At 66.1% G+C, this 14,647-nt stretch carries 18 protein-coding genes; 10 read left to right on the top strand and 8 right to left on the bottom strand.

The genetic code is table 11. The annotated features are described in order from the left end of the window. Positions 1-24: 24 nt before the first annotated feature. Both E2169_RS10810 and E2169_RS10805 read left to right on the top strand, forming a co-directional pair. Positions 25-1,575, top strand: coding sequence for a serine hydrolase domain-containing protein (locus E2169_RS10810; protein ID WP_132986608.1), 1,551 nt, complete (start codon positions 25-27; stop codon positions 1,573-1,575). Between the two features lie 177 nt (positions 1,576-1,752). Further along, positions 1,753-2,736 carry an alpha/beta fold hydrolase gene (locus tag E2169_RS10805; RefSeq protein WP_132986661.1) on the top strand — a complete coding sequence of 328 codons (984 nt, stop codon included), beginning with the start codon at positions 1,753-1,755 and terminating at the stop codon, positions 2,734-2,736. 268 nt (positions 2,737-3,004) lie between these two features. Here E2169_RS10805 and E2169_RS10800 read toward each other — a convergent pair whose 3' ends face one another. From E2169_RS10800 to dsbD, 4 genes are read right to left on the bottom strand one after another with little or no spacing between them, the layout of a single operon-like run. After that, positions 3,005-3,511 (bottom strand): DsrE family protein, encoded by a 507-nt coding sequence (locus E2169_RS10800; RefSeq protein ID WP_157825093.1) that lies wholly within the window; start codon positions 3,509-3,511, stop codon positions 3,005-3,007. Between the two features lie 41 nt (positions 3,512-3,552). Continuing rightward, complete coding sequence (gene dsbG / locus E2169_RS10795; RefSeq protein ID WP_101101300.1) at positions 3,553-4,383, bottom strand: thiol:disulfide interchange protein DsbG; 831 nt, start codon at positions 4,381-4,383, stop codon at positions 3,553-3,555. Then, positions 4,383-5,237, bottom strand: coding sequence for a TlpA disulfide reductase family protein (locus E2169_RS10790; protein ID WP_232767863.1), 855 nt, complete (start codon positions 5,235-5,237; stop codon positions 4,383-4,385). Before E2169_RS10790 ends, dsbG begins: the two co-directional genes overlap by 1 nt. After that, positions 5,234-7,189, bottom strand: coding sequence for a protein-disulfide reductase DsbD (dsbD, locus tag E2169_RS10785; protein ID WP_229659225.1), 1,956 nt, complete (start codon positions 7,187-7,189; stop codon positions 5,234-5,236). Before dsbD ends, E2169_RS10790 begins: the two co-directional genes overlap by 4 nt. 152 nt (positions 7,190-7,341) lie before the next feature. Between dsbD and E2169_RS10780 the strand changes: the two genes are divergently transcribed. Continuing rightward, a complete protein-coding gene (locus tag E2169_RS10780; protein ID WP_100441021.1) occupies positions 7,342-8,007 on the top strand; it encodes a response regulator in 666 nt (221 codons plus the stop codon). Further along, positions 8,004-9,332, top strand: a complete 1,329-nt coding sequence (locus E2169_RS10775) for an ATP-binding protein (RefSeq protein WP_132986607.1) — start codon at positions 8,004-8,006, stop codon at positions 9,330-9,332. Before E2169_RS10780 ends, E2169_RS10775 begins: the two co-directional genes overlap by 4 nt. A gap of 39 nt (positions 9,333-9,371) precedes the next feature. Here E2169_RS10775 and E2169_RS10770 read toward each other — a convergent pair whose 3' ends face one another. From E2169_RS10770 to E2169_RS10755, 4 genes are read right to left on the bottom strand one after another with little or no spacing between them, the layout of a single operon-like run. Continuing rightward, on the bottom strand, positions 9,372-10,136 hold the full coding sequence (locus tag E2169_RS10770; RefSeq protein ID WP_132986606.1) for an MBL fold metallo-hydrolase: 765 nt from the start codon (positions 10,134-10,136) through the stop codon (positions 9,372-9,374). After that, on the bottom strand, positions 10,133-10,573 hold the full coding sequence (locus tag E2169_RS10765; RefSeq protein WP_132986605.1) for a protein tyrosine phosphatase family protein: 441 nt from the start codon (positions 10,571-10,573) through the stop codon (positions 10,133-10,135). Before E2169_RS10765 ends, E2169_RS10770 begins: the two co-directional genes overlap by 4 nt. Before the next feature lie 36 nt (positions 10,574-10,609). Beyond that, positions 10,610-11,395, bottom strand: coding sequence for a sulfite exporter TauE/SafE family protein (locus tag E2169_RS10760; protein WP_024890245.1), 786 nt, complete (start codon positions 11,393-11,395; stop codon positions 10,610-10,612). Beyond that, the gene (locus E2169_RS10755) at positions 11,392-11,706 is read right to left on the bottom strand and encodes an ArsR/SmtB family transcription factor (RefSeq protein WP_043689608.1); all 315 of its coding nucleotides are present in this window, start codon (positions 11,704-11,706) and stop codon (positions 11,392-11,394) included. The genes E2169_RS10760 and E2169_RS10755 overlap by 4 nt, the downstream gene beginning before the upstream one ends. A gap of 117 nt (positions 11,707-11,823) precedes the next feature. Between E2169_RS10755 and E2169_RS10750 the strand changes: the two genes are divergently transcribed. From E2169_RS10750 to E2169_RS14340, 6 genes are read left to right on the top strand one after another with little or no spacing between them, the layout of a single operon-like run. Next, complete coding sequence (locus E2169_RS10750) at positions 11,824-12,696, top strand: MBL fold metallo-hydrolase (protein ID WP_100441026.1); 873 nt, start codon at positions 11,824-11,826, stop codon at positions 12,694-12,696. Then, positions 12,693-13,109: a YeeE/YedE family protein gene (locus E2169_RS10745; protein ID WP_024890248.1), complete on the top strand. Its 417-nt coding sequence runs from the start codon at positions 12,693-12,695 to the stop codon at positions 13,107-13,109. Before E2169_RS10750 ends, E2169_RS10745 begins: the two co-directional genes overlap by 4 nt. Continuing rightward, positions 13,109-13,525 carry a DUF6691 family protein gene (locus tag E2169_RS10740; protein WP_024890249.1) on the top strand — a complete coding sequence of 139 codons (417 nt, stop codon included), beginning with the start codon at positions 13,109-13,111 and terminating at the stop codon, positions 13,523-13,525. Before E2169_RS10745 ends, E2169_RS10740 begins: the two co-directional genes overlap by 1 nt. A 9-nt stretch (positions 13,526-13,534) precedes the next feature. Further along, the gene (locus E2169_RS10735; protein ID WP_100441027.1) at positions 13,535-14,074 is read left to right on the top strand and encodes a protein tyrosine phosphatase family protein; all 540 of its coding nucleotides are present in this window, start codon (positions 13,535-13,537) and stop codon (positions 14,072-14,074) included. 26 nt (positions 14,075-14,100) lie between these two features. Continuing rightward, positions 14,101-14,295 carry an isochorismatase family protein gene (locus E2169_RS14645; protein WP_052338391.1) on the top strand — a complete coding sequence of 65 codons (195 nt, stop codon included), beginning with the start codon at positions 14,101-14,103 and terminating at the stop codon, positions 14,293-14,295. 28 nt (positions 14,296-14,323) lie between these two features. Continuing rightward, the gene (locus E2169_RS14340) at positions 14,324-14,518 is read left to right on the top strand and encodes a hypothetical protein (RefSeq protein ID WP_198551474.1); all 195 of its coding nucleotides are present in this window, start codon (positions 14,324-14,326) and stop codon (positions 14,516-14,518) included. Positions 14,519-14,647 lie beyond the last annotated feature (129 nt).

Genomic DNA, 14,647 nt, shown 5'->3' with positions numbered 1-14,647 from the left:
CATCTTGTGAAAGGATCTCCACGCATGCGAATGATCGGCGTGACGCTCACCCTCACCGGATTGCTGACGCTGCAGGCGGCGACCGCCGCAACGCCGCCCACGCCGCCCACGCCCGCCGAATTCGCGCGTTATGCGGACACGCTGCTGGCGGACGCGTACCCCGCGGAGGCTCCGGGCGGGGCGGTGCTTGTGATGCGCGGGGACGAGGTGTTGTATCGGGGCGCGCGCGGCAAGGCCGATCTTGCCACCGGCGTGCCGCTCGATCCCTGCGACCGGTTTCGCATCGCGTCGGTCACCAAACAGTTCTCCGCGGCCGGACTGCTGACGCTGGTCGACGCCGGCAAGGTCTCGCTGGATGACCCGCTTTCGAAGTACCTGCCGACCTATCCGGGCGGTGAGCGCATCACGATCGAGCAACTGCTCAACCACACGTCCGGCGTCAAGGACTACACATCCATTCCGGGGACGTTCGACGGACCGATCAGGCGCCACGTCACGACCGCGCAGCTGGTCGACTACTTCAAGAACGAAGCCCCGGACTTCGCGCCGGGCGAAGGATGGATGTACAACAACTCCGGCTATGTGCTCGTCGGTGCCGTGATCGAAGCGGCAAGCGGCCAGCCCTGGCACCGCTATCTCGACCAGGCCTTCTTCAAGCCACTCGGCATGAACGACACCGGGTACGGCGCGGACCCCGCGGTCATCGAGCGTCAGGTCAAGGGCTACATTATGTACGGCGGAGCCCCGGCACCTCCCCCGCAGCTCAGCATGACCCAACCTCATGCCGCGGGTGCGCTGGTTTCGACGGTTGATGACCTGGCACGCTGGAACCGCGGCCTGCACGAGGGGCACGTGCTCAAGCCTGCCACCTATGCGCGCATGATCACGCCAGTCGGCCAGGCGGAGCCCAACGACTACGGGTACGGCATCTGGACGTCCACGGTGCGGGGCGCCCCGGCGTTGCAGCACGATGGCGGCATTCCCGGCTTCACCTCGTACCTGGTCTATGTCCCGGGAGCGGATGTCACGGTCGCTGTGCTCCAGAACAGCGAAAGGCCACCTTCGGCACATTCGCCCAGCACGGTCGCGCGCCGCCTTGCGGCCGCCGCCCTGGGCGATCCGTATCCGCCGGTGAAGCCGGTCGTCGTGGACGTTGCCGTGCTCAAGCAGTACGAGGGCGTGTATCGCGTCGACCAGGATGCGACGCGGACGCTGCGCGTTGTCGGCGGAACCTTGACCGCCCAGCGCACTTTGGGGATGCGCTCTGAACTCACCGCGATCGCCGTCGACACATTCGTGTATCCGACAGACTTCACCCGCTTGCAGGTGCTGCGCAACGCGACCGGAGACGTGACAGCCATGCGTTTCTGGGCCGACGGCGAAGGTGAAGGCGTCGTCGCTCCGCTCACCGACCTGGCGGTACCGATCGACATCAAGCTTCCACGCGATGCAATCGGGCGCCTGGCCAACAAGTACCTGGTCCCGGCCCTTCTGATCAGCGCCGCGATCGCCATGTTCTACGCGGCGAAGCTATGGCGCAGACGCAAGCGCTTGCCCAGCAGATCGGGTGCGTAAACTCACGGATCACGCGGGACGAAGGACCTTCGCACTCCTGCGAGCCACTCATCCAGGAGACCTGCAATGAGCCAGCGCGCCCTCATCACCGCCGGTGCCGGCGGACGTCCTCGAGCCGACCATGGCCATCCGTTCCGGTTGTCCCGTGCGGCCCTCCTGCTCGCGGGCCTGCTTGGCATGACCGGCATGGCTGCCGCGACCGAGGGCGGCGCCGTCTATGGCCCGCGACTCGAAGGCTTCGACTACCCGCATCCCGTTCGCACGCATGCGTTCGAGTCGCAGCGCCAGCAGGTCGAAATGATCTACCTGGATGTGCCGCCCACCGGCGAGGCCAACGGCCGGACCGCGCTGCTGCTGCACGGCAAGAACTTCTGTGCCGCAACCTGGGAGCACACCATCACCGCGCTTGAGGAGGCGGGATACCGCGTGATCGCGCCCGACCAGGTGGGCTTCTGCAAGTCCAGCAAGCCCGACGGCTACCAGTACGCGCTCGCAGGCCTTGCACACAACACGCGCGGCCTGCTGGCCTCGCTCGGCATCGAGCGCAGCGTGGTGGTCGGACATTCCATGGGCGGGATGCTGGCGATGCGCTACGCGCTGATGTATCCCGAGGCTGTCGAGCACCTTGCCCTCGTGGGTCCCATCGGGCTGGAGGACTGGAAGGCGAAGGGCGTGCCCTACCAGCCGGTGGAACAGGTCTACGCCGCGGAACTGCGCACGACTTACGACAGCATTCGCGACTACCAGGTCGCGGTGTACTACGCAGGGCAGTGGCGCCCGGAGTTCGAGCGCTGGGCGAGGATGCAGGCCGGCATGTATGCGGGCCCGGGCCGCGAAGTCGTGGCGTGGCACCAGGCACTGACCTTCGACATGCTGATGTGGCAGCCGGTGGTGTACGAGTTGCCCCTGCTGCGTGTTCCGACCACGCTGTTCATCGGTGTCCACGACCGGACCGCGCTTGGCAGAGGAGCGGCGGCGCCGGAGGTGCAGGCCGGGCTTGGCGATTACCGGGCGCTGGGTCGCCGGACCGCGGAAGCAATCCCGGGGGCCGTGCTGGTCGAGTACGAAGATCTGGGGCATTCCCCGCATATCCAGGACCCGGAGCGGTTTCATCAGGATCTGCTTCGGGAGCTTTCTAGCACTGACGGACAAAGCGATTAGGCAGCGATATCTGAGTTCGGCAAGGGCAGCTTTCGACCCAAAGCGGACATCGCTGGCTCCAAGTCTCCGTCGCGGTCGACTGATTCTCGTGATCAACGCTTCGACCGCATACCTAGAAGCGGTACAGGAGCCGACCCTGGAGCAGCTGGCCGGCGAGCCCCCCCCCTCAGTGACTGCCGACGAACTCCTATTGCGGAAGGCACCGAGATCGGTGTCCGGAGACCATCGCTGGGCACAGTCGATTCAGCCAGCGGCGTCTGCTGCTGGTTCACAGCGGAACCAGCGCATAGCCTTGCTGCTGCAGCGTGATGATGCTGGTCAACGCCGAAAGCGATATTGCGATGCTGGGTGCCAGCGAGTTGCTGTCCAGCTGCCGGGAGTGCAAGGCCTGGCCGCACACGAACATTTGCACTCCCGCCGCCGACAGTTGCGCGATCAGCCCGAGGTTCGGGTTAGCGACCCCATGGCGGACGCGGTACGCGGGATCAGCCAGCGCTGAATCCGTTGCTCCTTCGCTGAGCAGCACGACGAAGTCCAACTGCTTCTTCGTCACTCCGCTTGCCTTGAGCAGGTTGACGGCGCGCGCGACCCGCTCCAAGCCCGGATCCGTCGCAGCGGGTGAAGCCGGCGCCACGGTCAGGCTGAATACCGCCCGCTGGCGCATTTTCGGGTCGGGTTGGTGGGCGGCGTCCGGCAGGACGATCGCTTTGCCATGCATGGCGGTAGTGTGGGCGGGAGACGTCGCCGGCGTCGCCGCCTGCGCGAAGTAGGTCATGCCCGCCAGCACCAGGCCCAATAGCAAGGATGTGCCCCGCATCAGCGCGGTCCGAGCACGGTGGCCAGGTCATCTGGTGCCGGCATGCCGGCTCGGCGCTGGACCGTGCCGTTGTCGTCGCGGAACAGGATGCCCGGCGTGCCTTGGAACCCTAGTTGGACCATCAGTCTTTGGTTCGCATCGAGGGTGGCGCGCACATTGGCGGGCACGGAGGCCGCCGGCTTGATGCCGCCTGAGCTGTAGCTGGTTTCATTGCGACGGAGCGCCTCCGACGGCGAGCTGGCGGTCATGATCGTGGCAACCTTGTTGGCGCTGTCCGGACGGATCACACCGACCATGATGTGCCGCAGTTGCACCTTGCCCGAATCCACCCACGGCCGCGCTGCATTCCAGAACTTGTTGCAGAACGGGCAGTTCGGGTCGCTGAACGTGTAGATCACGCGGGGCGCATCGGCCTTTCCGTCGGCGATCCATTCGCTCGCCTCCAGCAGTGCCCAGGTGCGGGCCGACATCGGACCGGCGACAAGTCGCTGCAGCGCCTCGGCGCCGATGTCCTCGCCCTTTGCATTGATCAGCGTCCCAACGACGGCATGTTCGCCGTCGTTGGTCGCGTATACCGCCACGGGCTGCTGGCCTGCGACGCCTGCAAAGCCGCGAAGACCCGATGGGGCGTCGAACTCGCCGAGCACTTCGAAACCCTGGGCTTCAATGGCTTCGATCACGGCGGGCCTTTCAGTCTCCGGGTTGCTGGTGGCGTTCGTTGGGACAGCCGGTGCGGTGGAAACCGACTTTTCCTCGGCGGCCTGACTGCAACCGGTGGCGAGCAGCAGGGCGGACGAAAGCAGTATTGCAGTGGGGTTCACTCGTGCCATCACGGCACCTCCTTGGTTGGAAGGGTTGGGGGACTCGATGAGGGCGCAGCACCGAAGCGCCGCAGCTTTACGGCAAGGCTCGCATTCGAGAGTTCGCCCATGTGGGTGTCCACAAGCCGGCCGTCGGCATCGAAGAACAGCGTCGTTGGCAGGCCGCGCGAGCCGGACTCCTGCATTACGGACGAGAATGGATCGAGCAGCACATTGCTCAGTTGCAGGTGACTCTCGCGCAGGTAGTCACGGATCTCCGATTCGGATTCCCCCTGATTGACGAAGACGAACGTCACGTCGCCGCGTTCTTCCTGCGCCTTGGCCAGGACCGGCATTTCGCGGCGACACGGCGGGCACCACGTCGCCCACAGGTTCACGACCATCGGCTCGCCGGTCATCGCCGAAAGCTTCGTGCTGCCGCCGTCGAGCGTGCTCAGTTCGGTCGCCGGCAGTTTCACCACCGACTGCTGCATCAACAGCAGCGCGCCACCGAGAACGGCCCAGGAAGCCAGCCCTGCGATCGCACCGAACAGCAGCGGACGTCGCAGCGCGGGAGCGTTTCGCGCTCGCCATGCGCCGAATGCGAGGCCCGCGAGCACGCCCGCCCAGATCGAGAAGCCGCCGTCGCCGATGCGGACAATTGACCACGGATCCGCGAGGTACTGCGGCCACCATGCGAGCACGAAGGCTAGCCGCGCCGCGAGCACGCCGACCATCAGCATGTCGAGGAACGTCGAAGGCGGCTTGATCGCGGGTTGCCCGGGCAAGGGCACAACGAACTGCCGGGCGACCAGTGCGGCAATCGCGAGTGCGACCAGCAGCACCACCAGGGACATGGGAAACGGGCCAAGACTGACCATCATTGCGCTCCTTGCTGGACGCGCTGCAGGCGGGCCAGGAATGCTTCGGGGGTGATCTCGCCCACCGTGCGCTCGGCGCGGTGTTCTTGGCCGTCGGGTCCGATGAGCAGCAACGTCGGCGGACCGGCCACCTGCCATGCCTTCATCAATGCCCGATCGGCCACATCGTTGGCGGTGACGTCGGGCCTCACGACCTGCATGCCGGCGAGCATCGATGCCACCTGCGGATCACCGAACACTTCCCGTTCGATGACATGGCAGGAAACGCACCAGTCGGCGTAGAAATCGACCAGCGTCCATTGGCCTCGCGCACCGGCTTCGGCGATGCGACGTGACAGGTCGTCGGCCGTCTTGGCTTGGACGAAGGCGACCGTCGGCGCGGCTGTCTGCGCACTCGCATCGCCGGCACCGAGTCGTTCCAGGGGGCGCCACGGATCGCCGGAGCCGCTGGCACCGCCAATCATGAGTGCCAGTGCCCAGACCGCCGACGCGGCTGCAAAATAGCGCGGCAGCCACAGGCGCAGCGGGCCGCTTGCAGGCGGTGCGACCAGGGCCAGGAAACCCGCCGCCACGCCGAGCAGCCAGGCGCCCCATAGCACCAGCGCCGTCGCCGGTGCCAGCACCCGCGCCAGCATCGATATCGCCAACGCCAGCAGGACGTAGCCGAAGACCGCCTTGACGCGATCCATCCACGCGCCGGGGCGCGGCAGGATGCGTGCGCCGAACACCGCAATCGCGAGCAGGGGCAATCCCATGCCCAGCCCAAGCGCGAACAGCGCCAGGCCGCCGGTCAGCGCGCTGCCGGACTGGCTGATGTAGAGCAGCGCGCCGGCAAGTGGCGCAGTCATGCACGGTCCCACCAGCAGCGCGGACAGGAACCCGAGCGCGGCGGCGCCAGCGAGCGTGCCGCCGCGCTGCTGGCGACCGGCGCGATCCAGGCGGTTGCCGAGCCACGCCGGCAACTGCAGCTCGAACGCACCGAACATCGACAGCGCAAGCACCACGAACACCGCCGCGAAGGCGCCCAACAGCCACGGGTTCTGCAAGGCCGCCTGCAGGTTGGCACCGGCGATCCCGGCGGCCACGCCGAGCGCGGCGTAGGTCAACGCCATCGGCAGAACGTAGGCCACCGACAAGGCGAGCGCACGCCGCGTGGTCGGCTGTCCGCCAACGATCAGGCTGGAAACGATCGGGATCATCGGCAGCGTGCACGGCGTGAACGCGAGCAGCAGCCCCATGCCGAAGAACACCGCGACCGACGCGAACAGGCTGGCATCGGCGAGGCGGCTGGCGAAGCGCTGGTCCTCGCCGGCAACGGAAGGCGCCGGGGCGGCCTCCCTGATCGAGCCCGTGACGGATGATGCGCCGACGCCTGCCGAGTTTTGTGCGACGGAGGCCGCAGAGGGGGCGGTGGGCGGCTGCGGGGCGCTGTCGCTTGTCGCCTTTTCCGAGGGCGGCGTCGTCGCTGCGGTGTCCACAGCGGCATTGGTTGCCGGTGGCGTCTCGACCGATGGCAGATCGACCGGCATGGTCTGCGGCGGATAGCAGATGCCGGCATCTGCGCAGCCCTGCCAATGCAGCGTCGCCGAGCGTGCGTCGCCACCATTGACTATGATTTCGACAGTGTCGTAATAGACCTCGGTGCGGCCGAAGAACTCGTCGGTTTTCGCCCTGCCGTTCGACAACTGCAGCGGCAACGCCTTGCCGCCGTCGAGAACAACGCTCAGGCGGTGTCGATAGAGGTAGTAGCCCGGCGCGATAGTGCCGCTCAGCCGGGTCGCGCCATCCTTCACGGCCGTTGCCTCGACCCTGAACACCTCGCTGACCTCGAGGAACTCGGGCTGCTGCTGCCCGCTCGGTGGTGCGAGCCAGCCTTGCGCCATCGCGGGCACGGGAACCGCCAACATCGGCAACATCAACAGGCTTAGCAACAACCGGCGCAGCAACAGCATCATTCAGTACTCCGGAGATCCAGCCGGCCACGATGAAGGCGCGCGATTAAGTCACGATTAAAGGCCCCCCAGGCTGGAGCCATGACCCGGCGGTGGCGACGCCGGGTACCCTGCGCTAGGGTGCAGCGCGCATCTGGTTTCCGGAGTTGGCATCAATGAGGATCCTGGTCGTTGAGGACGACGAATTGATCGCCCGGGGCATAGTCTCCGGTCTTCGGGCTTTTGGAATGACAGCCGATCGCGTGGAGAGCGTCGCGCACGCCGAACTCGCGCGACAGACGACCCATTGCGACGCGATGGTGCTGGACCTTGGGCTGCCCGACGAGGACGGTATGCAGCTGCTGGTGCGCATGCGCCAGAGCGGTGATGAATTGCCGGTACTGCTGCTGACCGCGCGCGATGCGGTGGAGGATCGCATCGCCGGCCTGCAAGGCGGCGCCGACGACTATCTGGTCAAACCGTTCGATCTCGGCGAGCTCGTGGCACGGCTGCACGCCTTGTCGAGGCGTGCCGCTGGCCGCAGCGTGAACCTAATCGAAGCAGGTTCACTGGCGCTGGATCCCGCCAGTGGGCAGGCTTGGCTCGACGGCATACCCGTCGACCTGTCGCGTCGCGAGACCGCACTGCTCGCCAGCCTGATGCAGGCAGGCGGGCGCTGCCTGTCCGGCGAACAGCTCAAGGACAGCCTGTACGGTTTCGAACAGGAGGTCGGCAGCAACGCAATCAACGTGCACATCCATCACCTGCGCCGGAAACTCGGTGCCGATGTCATTCAAACCGTGCGCGGACTCGGATATCGGTTCGGCAGGGCCGAGCCATGAGCCTGCGATTCCGCCTGGTGCTGACAATCGGCATCGCCTTGGCGGTGCTGTGGAGCGTGGCGGCGGCGTGGATGCTGCGTGACCTCGATCGCAACCTGCAGCATACCCTCGACGACCGGCTGGCGATGTCGGCACGCATGGTGTCCGGACTGCTGGCGCAGGGCGCGTTGGTGGGCGCCTCGCCGGTAGCGGCGGCTGATGCGGTGACCGTTGCCGGCAGTCGCGGGATGGCGTGCCAGATACGCTCGCTGCGTGGGGAGGTGATCGCCACCACCCAGGGCGCATCCAGCGCACTGATGGCGACCGACGCGCCGGGCTATCGCACGCGTGAGATCGAGGGTACGGCGTGGCGTACCTACACGCTGGAGGCGAACGGTTACAGCATTACCACTGCCGACAGTCTCGGTGAGCGTGCCGAACTGAGCCGCCAGATCGCGCTGGCGGCCGGGCTGCCGTTCCTGATTGCCGCGGTGGGTGGCTTGCTTGCGTTGTGGCTGGGCGCGGGCCGTGCGCTCGCGCCGCTCGATCGGCTGCGTCGCACGCTTGCGCAACGCCAGCCCGATGCCGACGAGCCCCTCGACGCGCAACCAATGCCGGGCGAACTCCGGCCATTGGTCGAATCCCTCAACCACCTGCTGCAGCGCGTTTCCGACGCGGTGTCACGAGAGCGCAGCTTCACCAACCATGCTGCGCACGAACTGCGCACACCCTTGACTGCGATCGACACTCACCTGCAGGTTGCGCGGCTGACTGGTGGCGAGGACTCACGACGTGCGCTGGCCGATGCCGGTGAAGGCGTGCAGCGTATGCGTGCGACGCTGGACCAGTTGCTGATGCTGGCGCGGGTCGAAGGACGGCTGCCGTTCGACGACGGACAGTGGATCACCGCCGCGCAGGTGGTGGAGCAGGCGGTGGCGGCCAGCAGTCCGGCGGCCAATGGCCGGGTCGTTGTCGTGGCTGGAAGCGGTAGTCAGGCGGTGCCGGCGGTGCCCCCCGCGCTGTCCGTGGCGGCGTTGCGCAACCTCGTCGACAACGCGTTGCGCTATTCGCCTCCGGGAAGTGCCGTAGACCTTGTTGTTGATGCCGATGCCACCACGGTACGGTTCCGTCTGACCGATCGTGGCGCTGGTCTCGAACCTGACGAGTACCGGCAGGCGACGCAACGGTTCTGGCGAGGACGCGCGACCGGCAGCGCAGGAGGCAGCGGGTTGGGGTTGACGATCGTCGAGGCAATCGCCGAGCGTCATGGCGGGTACGTGGTCTTGCGTCCCAGGGAGGGAGGTGGGACGGTCTCGGAGCTCGTCCTGCCGAGGCAGGACGGTTAGATTCGGCGGCCGTGGAATGCCTCCAACCCCCGACCCTCGCTAACCTTGGGGGCTTTCCGCCATTTCCTGACAGTACTGGCGAAGGTGCTCCGGCAGGTCCGGAGGACACTGCCCGCACGCCTTGTTACCCGGCACGGCATAGTCGATGAACTTGGGGTATGGCAGGTTCAGGTTTTCCATCAGCTCGACGAAATCCTCGAGCGTGCGTTCGGCGCCGAGCCGCGGGTTGCGCTGCTTCTCCTGCGCGATGCTCGATACCCACCGCCCCTGGTAGTCATGCGCCGGGTACACGAGCGTCTCGCCCGGGAGGCCGAACAGCCGACCGCGTACGCTCTCGTACAGTTCACGCGCGTCGCCGCTCTGGAAGTCCGTACGGCCGCAGCCGTCGATCAGCAGCGCGTCGCCGGTGAACACGCGGTCATTCATCACCAACGCGAAGTGGTTGTCGGTGTGGCCGGGCGTGTGCATCGGGTCTATGCGCACGCCGCCGACCTGCAGGGGGACGCCGTCTTCCATCGGCACGTCGGTACAGGACAATGCGTCGAGCGCGGGGGTAGCGATGCGGCTGCCTACCTCCCGCCGGAGCATCGACGCCGACGTGATGTGATCTGCATGAATGTGCGTGTCGATCGTCATGACGAGCTTCAGACCGAGCTCGTTGACTACCTGCAGGTCGCGCTGCCAGGCGGGCATCACCGGATCCACGAGGGCGGCTTCGCGCGTTTCGGGGCAGGCGATCAGATAGGTGTAGGTCGAAGACACCGGCTCGAAGAGCTGGCGGAAGATGGTGGCGGGACCGATCATGACCGGGCTCCTTCTTTTTCCGCGAGCGCCACTACGGCCGGCTCCAGCGTCGCCAGACCGGCCTCACGGCCGCGCTTGAGTGCCGCTTCCAGCGAGCAGCCGCGGTTAAGTGTCGCGTCAAGCGCGATCATTGCGCCCACGCGGTTGGAACTCGCGCAATGGATCAGGACCCCGCCTTCGCGGCGCGCATCGTCCAGCGTCTGGCCGAACTCGCGCACCCGGGCTCGGTCGAGATCGGCGGCGCCGGCGATCGGCAGCGACACGTAGTTCAGGCCGAGCCGGGCGGCCTCGGCGGCTTCGTCATATTCCGTGGGCTCGTCCGGGGCACGCAGGTTGATAACCGTGCGCACGCCCTCGCGCACGAGTTCGGCCAGATGCGCCGGCGTGGGCTGCCCACCGGCGTAGTGATCTTCAGCGAAGCGCCAGGGTGTGTTCATGGGAGCCTCCGGAATGTTTGCGGGGAAGAACGAAATTCAGATCCAGCCGAGTTCACTCGCGGTGCGGTACAGCATGTACACCGCGACGACGACGATCAGGCCGGCAAGCACCGTGTTGAGCACGCCCTTGCGGTCGCCCAGGCGTGTGGCGAGGCGGGCGCCAAACAGACTGCCGACCGCGCCGCCGCCGATGAACGCCACCGCAAGCGACCAGGCGACCAGTCCGGAGCTCGCGTAGCTCAATGCGGTGGTCAGTCCGAAGGCGGTAACGGCGAGCAGCGATGAACCGACCGCGAACAGGATCGGCATGCCGGTCGAGGCGATCAGGCCCGGTACTACCAGAAAGCCCCCTCCAATACCGAAGAAACCCGACAGGAGCCCGGTGACCGCGCCCGAACCCAGCAGCTTCGGCGCGTTGCCCCGATTGAGCACCACCGCCGGATCCCCTTCACTTCCGCGCGAGCGGAACATCATGCCGGCGACCACGAGCATCAGGAGCGCGAACAATGCAAGCAGCTGCTGCCCGTCCATGGCCTTGCCGAGCATCGCCCCGAACCACGCGCCCAGCACGCCGGCGATAGCGAACGCCGCGGCGCAACGCCACTTCACGTTGCGCTTGCGGGCATGGTTGGTCAGGCCGATAAGTGCGTTGGCCGCAACCGCAAGCGCGCTGGTGCCGATCGCCACATGCGGGTCGCGCACCCCGACGAGGTAGACCATGAGCGGGACCGCGAGAATGGAGCCGCCGCCACCGACCAGCCCGAGCGTGAAGCCGACGACGCCGCCGGAAATGACCCCCATCACTAACTGGAACGTGGTCATTGGACAGCCTCCTGGCTGCCACAGTAGGCGGCGTATAGCGTATCGAGCACGCTTGCAGCAGGGCCCTCGGCTAGCGCGTAGTAGATGGTCTGCGCCTCGCGACGCGTCGTGACGAGCTGCATCTCGCGCAGTACGGCCAGGTGCTGCGACAGGGCGGACATGCTGAGCCCGGTAATCGGCTGCAACTCTCCTACCGAAGCCTCGCCCTCGACCAGCTGGCACAGCACGAGCAGGCGTGCCGGATGGGCCAGTGCCTTCAACAGTGCGGCCGCTTCATTGGCATGCTGCGCCATCTGCTCGGTCGAGGGCATCGGACGTATCTTCTTTGATGAACGGGCCATGGCGGATGTAGTTTAGTAAGTTCTTGACAAGGACAGGTGACGAATATAATTTAGCAGTACCTAAAGTACAGAGCAAGAAGCTGTCAAATGAATCCGCAGGTGCAGAGCTTTTACGACCCGGCCACGTTCACCTTCACCTACGTGGTCTACGATCGTGACGGTGGCCATGCCGCCATCGTCGACCCGGTGCTCGACTACGATCCCGCCTGTGCCCGAACCTCGACCGCCTCGGCCGACCGCGTGCTCGCGTTCGTGCGCGATCATTCGCTGATCGTGGACTGGATCCTTGAAACCCATGCGCATGCCGACCACCTGACGTCGGCGGCATACCTCAAACGCGAAACCGGCGCGAAGGTCGCGATCGGTCGCGGTATCACCCAGGTGCAGGAGCGCTTCAAGGCGCTGTTCGGGATGGAGCCGGAGTTCGCCACCGACGGCCGCCAGTTCGATCGGCTGTTCGCCGATGGAGACACGTTCGCCATCGGCGAGCTCGAAGCGCGTGCGATCGCGACGCCCGGTCACACCGACGATAGTCTGACCTATCTCGTTGGTGACGCCGCGTTCGTGGGCGATACGGTGTTTGCCCCTGAAACGGGCACCGCGAGAGTGGACTTCCCAGGGGGCGACGCGCGCAAGCTCTACCGATCGATCCGCACCTTGTTCGATCTGCCCGCCGACACCCGCCTGTTCCTGTGCCACGACTACCCGCCGGCCGAGCGCGAGGCGCATCCGCAGAGCTCGCTCGACGAGCAGAAGCAGCGCAATGTGCATGTGGGCGGCGAGGCAGATGAGGAGACGTTCGTGAAGTTGAGGACCGAACGGGATGCAAGACTGGCGGCGCCCAAGCTGATTCTGCCGGCGTTGCAGGTGAACATTCGCGCTGGCGAGCTGCCGCCGACGGACGCGAACGGCATCCGCTACCTGCGGCTGCCCCTGAACCAATTGGGAGGTGAGGCATGACCACGTGGATGATCGCCCTGGCAGGCGGGGTGCTGATTGGACTGTCCGCGACGTTGTTGCTGTGGCTCAACGGACGGGTCGCGGGCGTCAGCGGCATCCTCAACGGCGTTCTGTTCCCGAAGGCAGGTGATGTGTCGTGGCGCGCCATGTTTTTGCTGGGCTTGATCGTCGCCGCGGGCCTATACATGGCACTGGTGCCCGGTGCACCACTGCCGCGGACGGACTATTCGCGAGTCGGGCTGGTGGTCGCCGGGCTGCTGGTGGGCTTCGGCACGCGCATGGGCAACGGCTGCACGAGCGGCCACGGCGTGTGTGGGCTCGGCCGACTGTCCATGCGCTCGCTGGCGGCCGTCCTGACCTTCATGGCCACGGCCATTGCAACCACCTTCCTTGTGCGCCACGTCTGGAGTTGATGATGAAGTTCTCGATTGCCGCGCTGCTGTCGGGTGCGCTGTTTGGTCTGGGGCTGGCAATGTCGGGCATGACCGACCCCCGCATCGTGCTCGGCTTCCTCGACGTGTTCGGAGATTTCGATCCGACGCTGGCGTTCGTCCTCGGCGGCGCCGTCACCACCACCGGGCTGCTGTTCCGCTTGGTGCTGCGCCGTGGCAGCCCGGTGCTCGCCGATACGTTCCAGCTGTCGAACCTGAAGCAGGTCGACCGCAAGCTGCTCGGCGGTGCGGCACTGTTCGGAATCGGCTGGGGTATCGCCGGCTACTGTCCAGGTCCTGCACTCGCGGGCCTGGGGATCGGCTCGGTCGAAGCGCTGTGGTTCATCCCGGCCATGCTGGCTGGCATCCTGTTGCACCGTGTCGTCAACCGCGCCTGAGGTTATGCCATGAAGCCTATTCCATTGCTCTTCCTTGTCGTTGCGCTCGCAGGCCCCGGCTGCGCCTCCGCCACGTACCCGACTGCACTGCCGACCGTTGCGGATGCGGTGTCACCTGCGCCGGGCATCGTGTCGGCGGGGCGGCTGGATGCCGACGACATCTCACGCGTGCGTGATGCTGGCATCCGCCACGTCATCGACCTCACCTTGGATGCGGAGACGCCAGATTTCGACGAGGCGGCAGCCGTCCGCGCGGCCGGCCTTCTGTACTCCAACCTGCCATTACGCGGTGCAGTGGATCTCACCCGTGAGAACGTGATGGCGTTTGATGCCATTGTTCGAGACGCGAAACGTCCGGTGCTCGTGCACTGTGCCAGCGGCAACCGTGTCGGTGCGATGGCAGCGCTCCGGGCCGCATGGGTGGACGGAAAGGAGGCCGATGAAGCGATCGCGATCGGAAGAACCTGGGGGCTCAAGGGTCTTGAGGAAGAGGTGCGCCGCAGGATCGAGGCCGACGCTTCCCAGGCCAGGAGCAAGGTCCCGGGCTAACGACCGCTGCGTGCCGGGTCCGGTCAGTGCCGGACTGCGTCCATGATCCGGTAAGCGTTCGCGCCGGCGACCTGCCGTTCTTCGTACCCGGCACCGAGGGCGTGCTGATACATCCGAAGGTAGCCCCCCAAGACGACGAGCACGTCATCACAAAGAACTATCCGAACTCGTTCCACAAGACGGACCTCAAGGAGACACTCGATTCCGACGGCATCGAATAAGTCACGGTTATTGGCCGATGAGCCACATGTGCATCGACGCGACAACTTGCGCCGCGGCTATTTTGGTTACAAGACAACGGTCGTGCACGACGCCTGCGCAACCCGCGAGCTCGAGTTCGATGGGAAGAGCGTGCCCGCCGAGCAAGTGCATACGGCCCTGATGTCAACGCTCGCATTCGGGTATGCGGAAGTCATTTCAGCCGACACCTATCTGGCCAAATGACATCTGTTGGGGCGTGCAGCGCGATTTGCTTGGCGGTAAGTCATCGGCCGCTCTCTCATCCCGGGCGTTGCTACGTGATGTCCGCTCTTGGCCGATAGCCGACATTCCCGGCAAACGGACCGCCTATCA

The organism is Luteimonas terricola (assembly GCF_004352845.1).
In the GTDB taxonomy this organism is placed as follows: domain Bacteria; phylum Pseudomonadota; class Gammaproteobacteria; order Xanthomonadales; family Xanthomonadaceae; genus Luteimonas; species Luteimonas terricola.
This window is presented reverse-complemented; position numbering and strand designations above follow the sequence as displayed.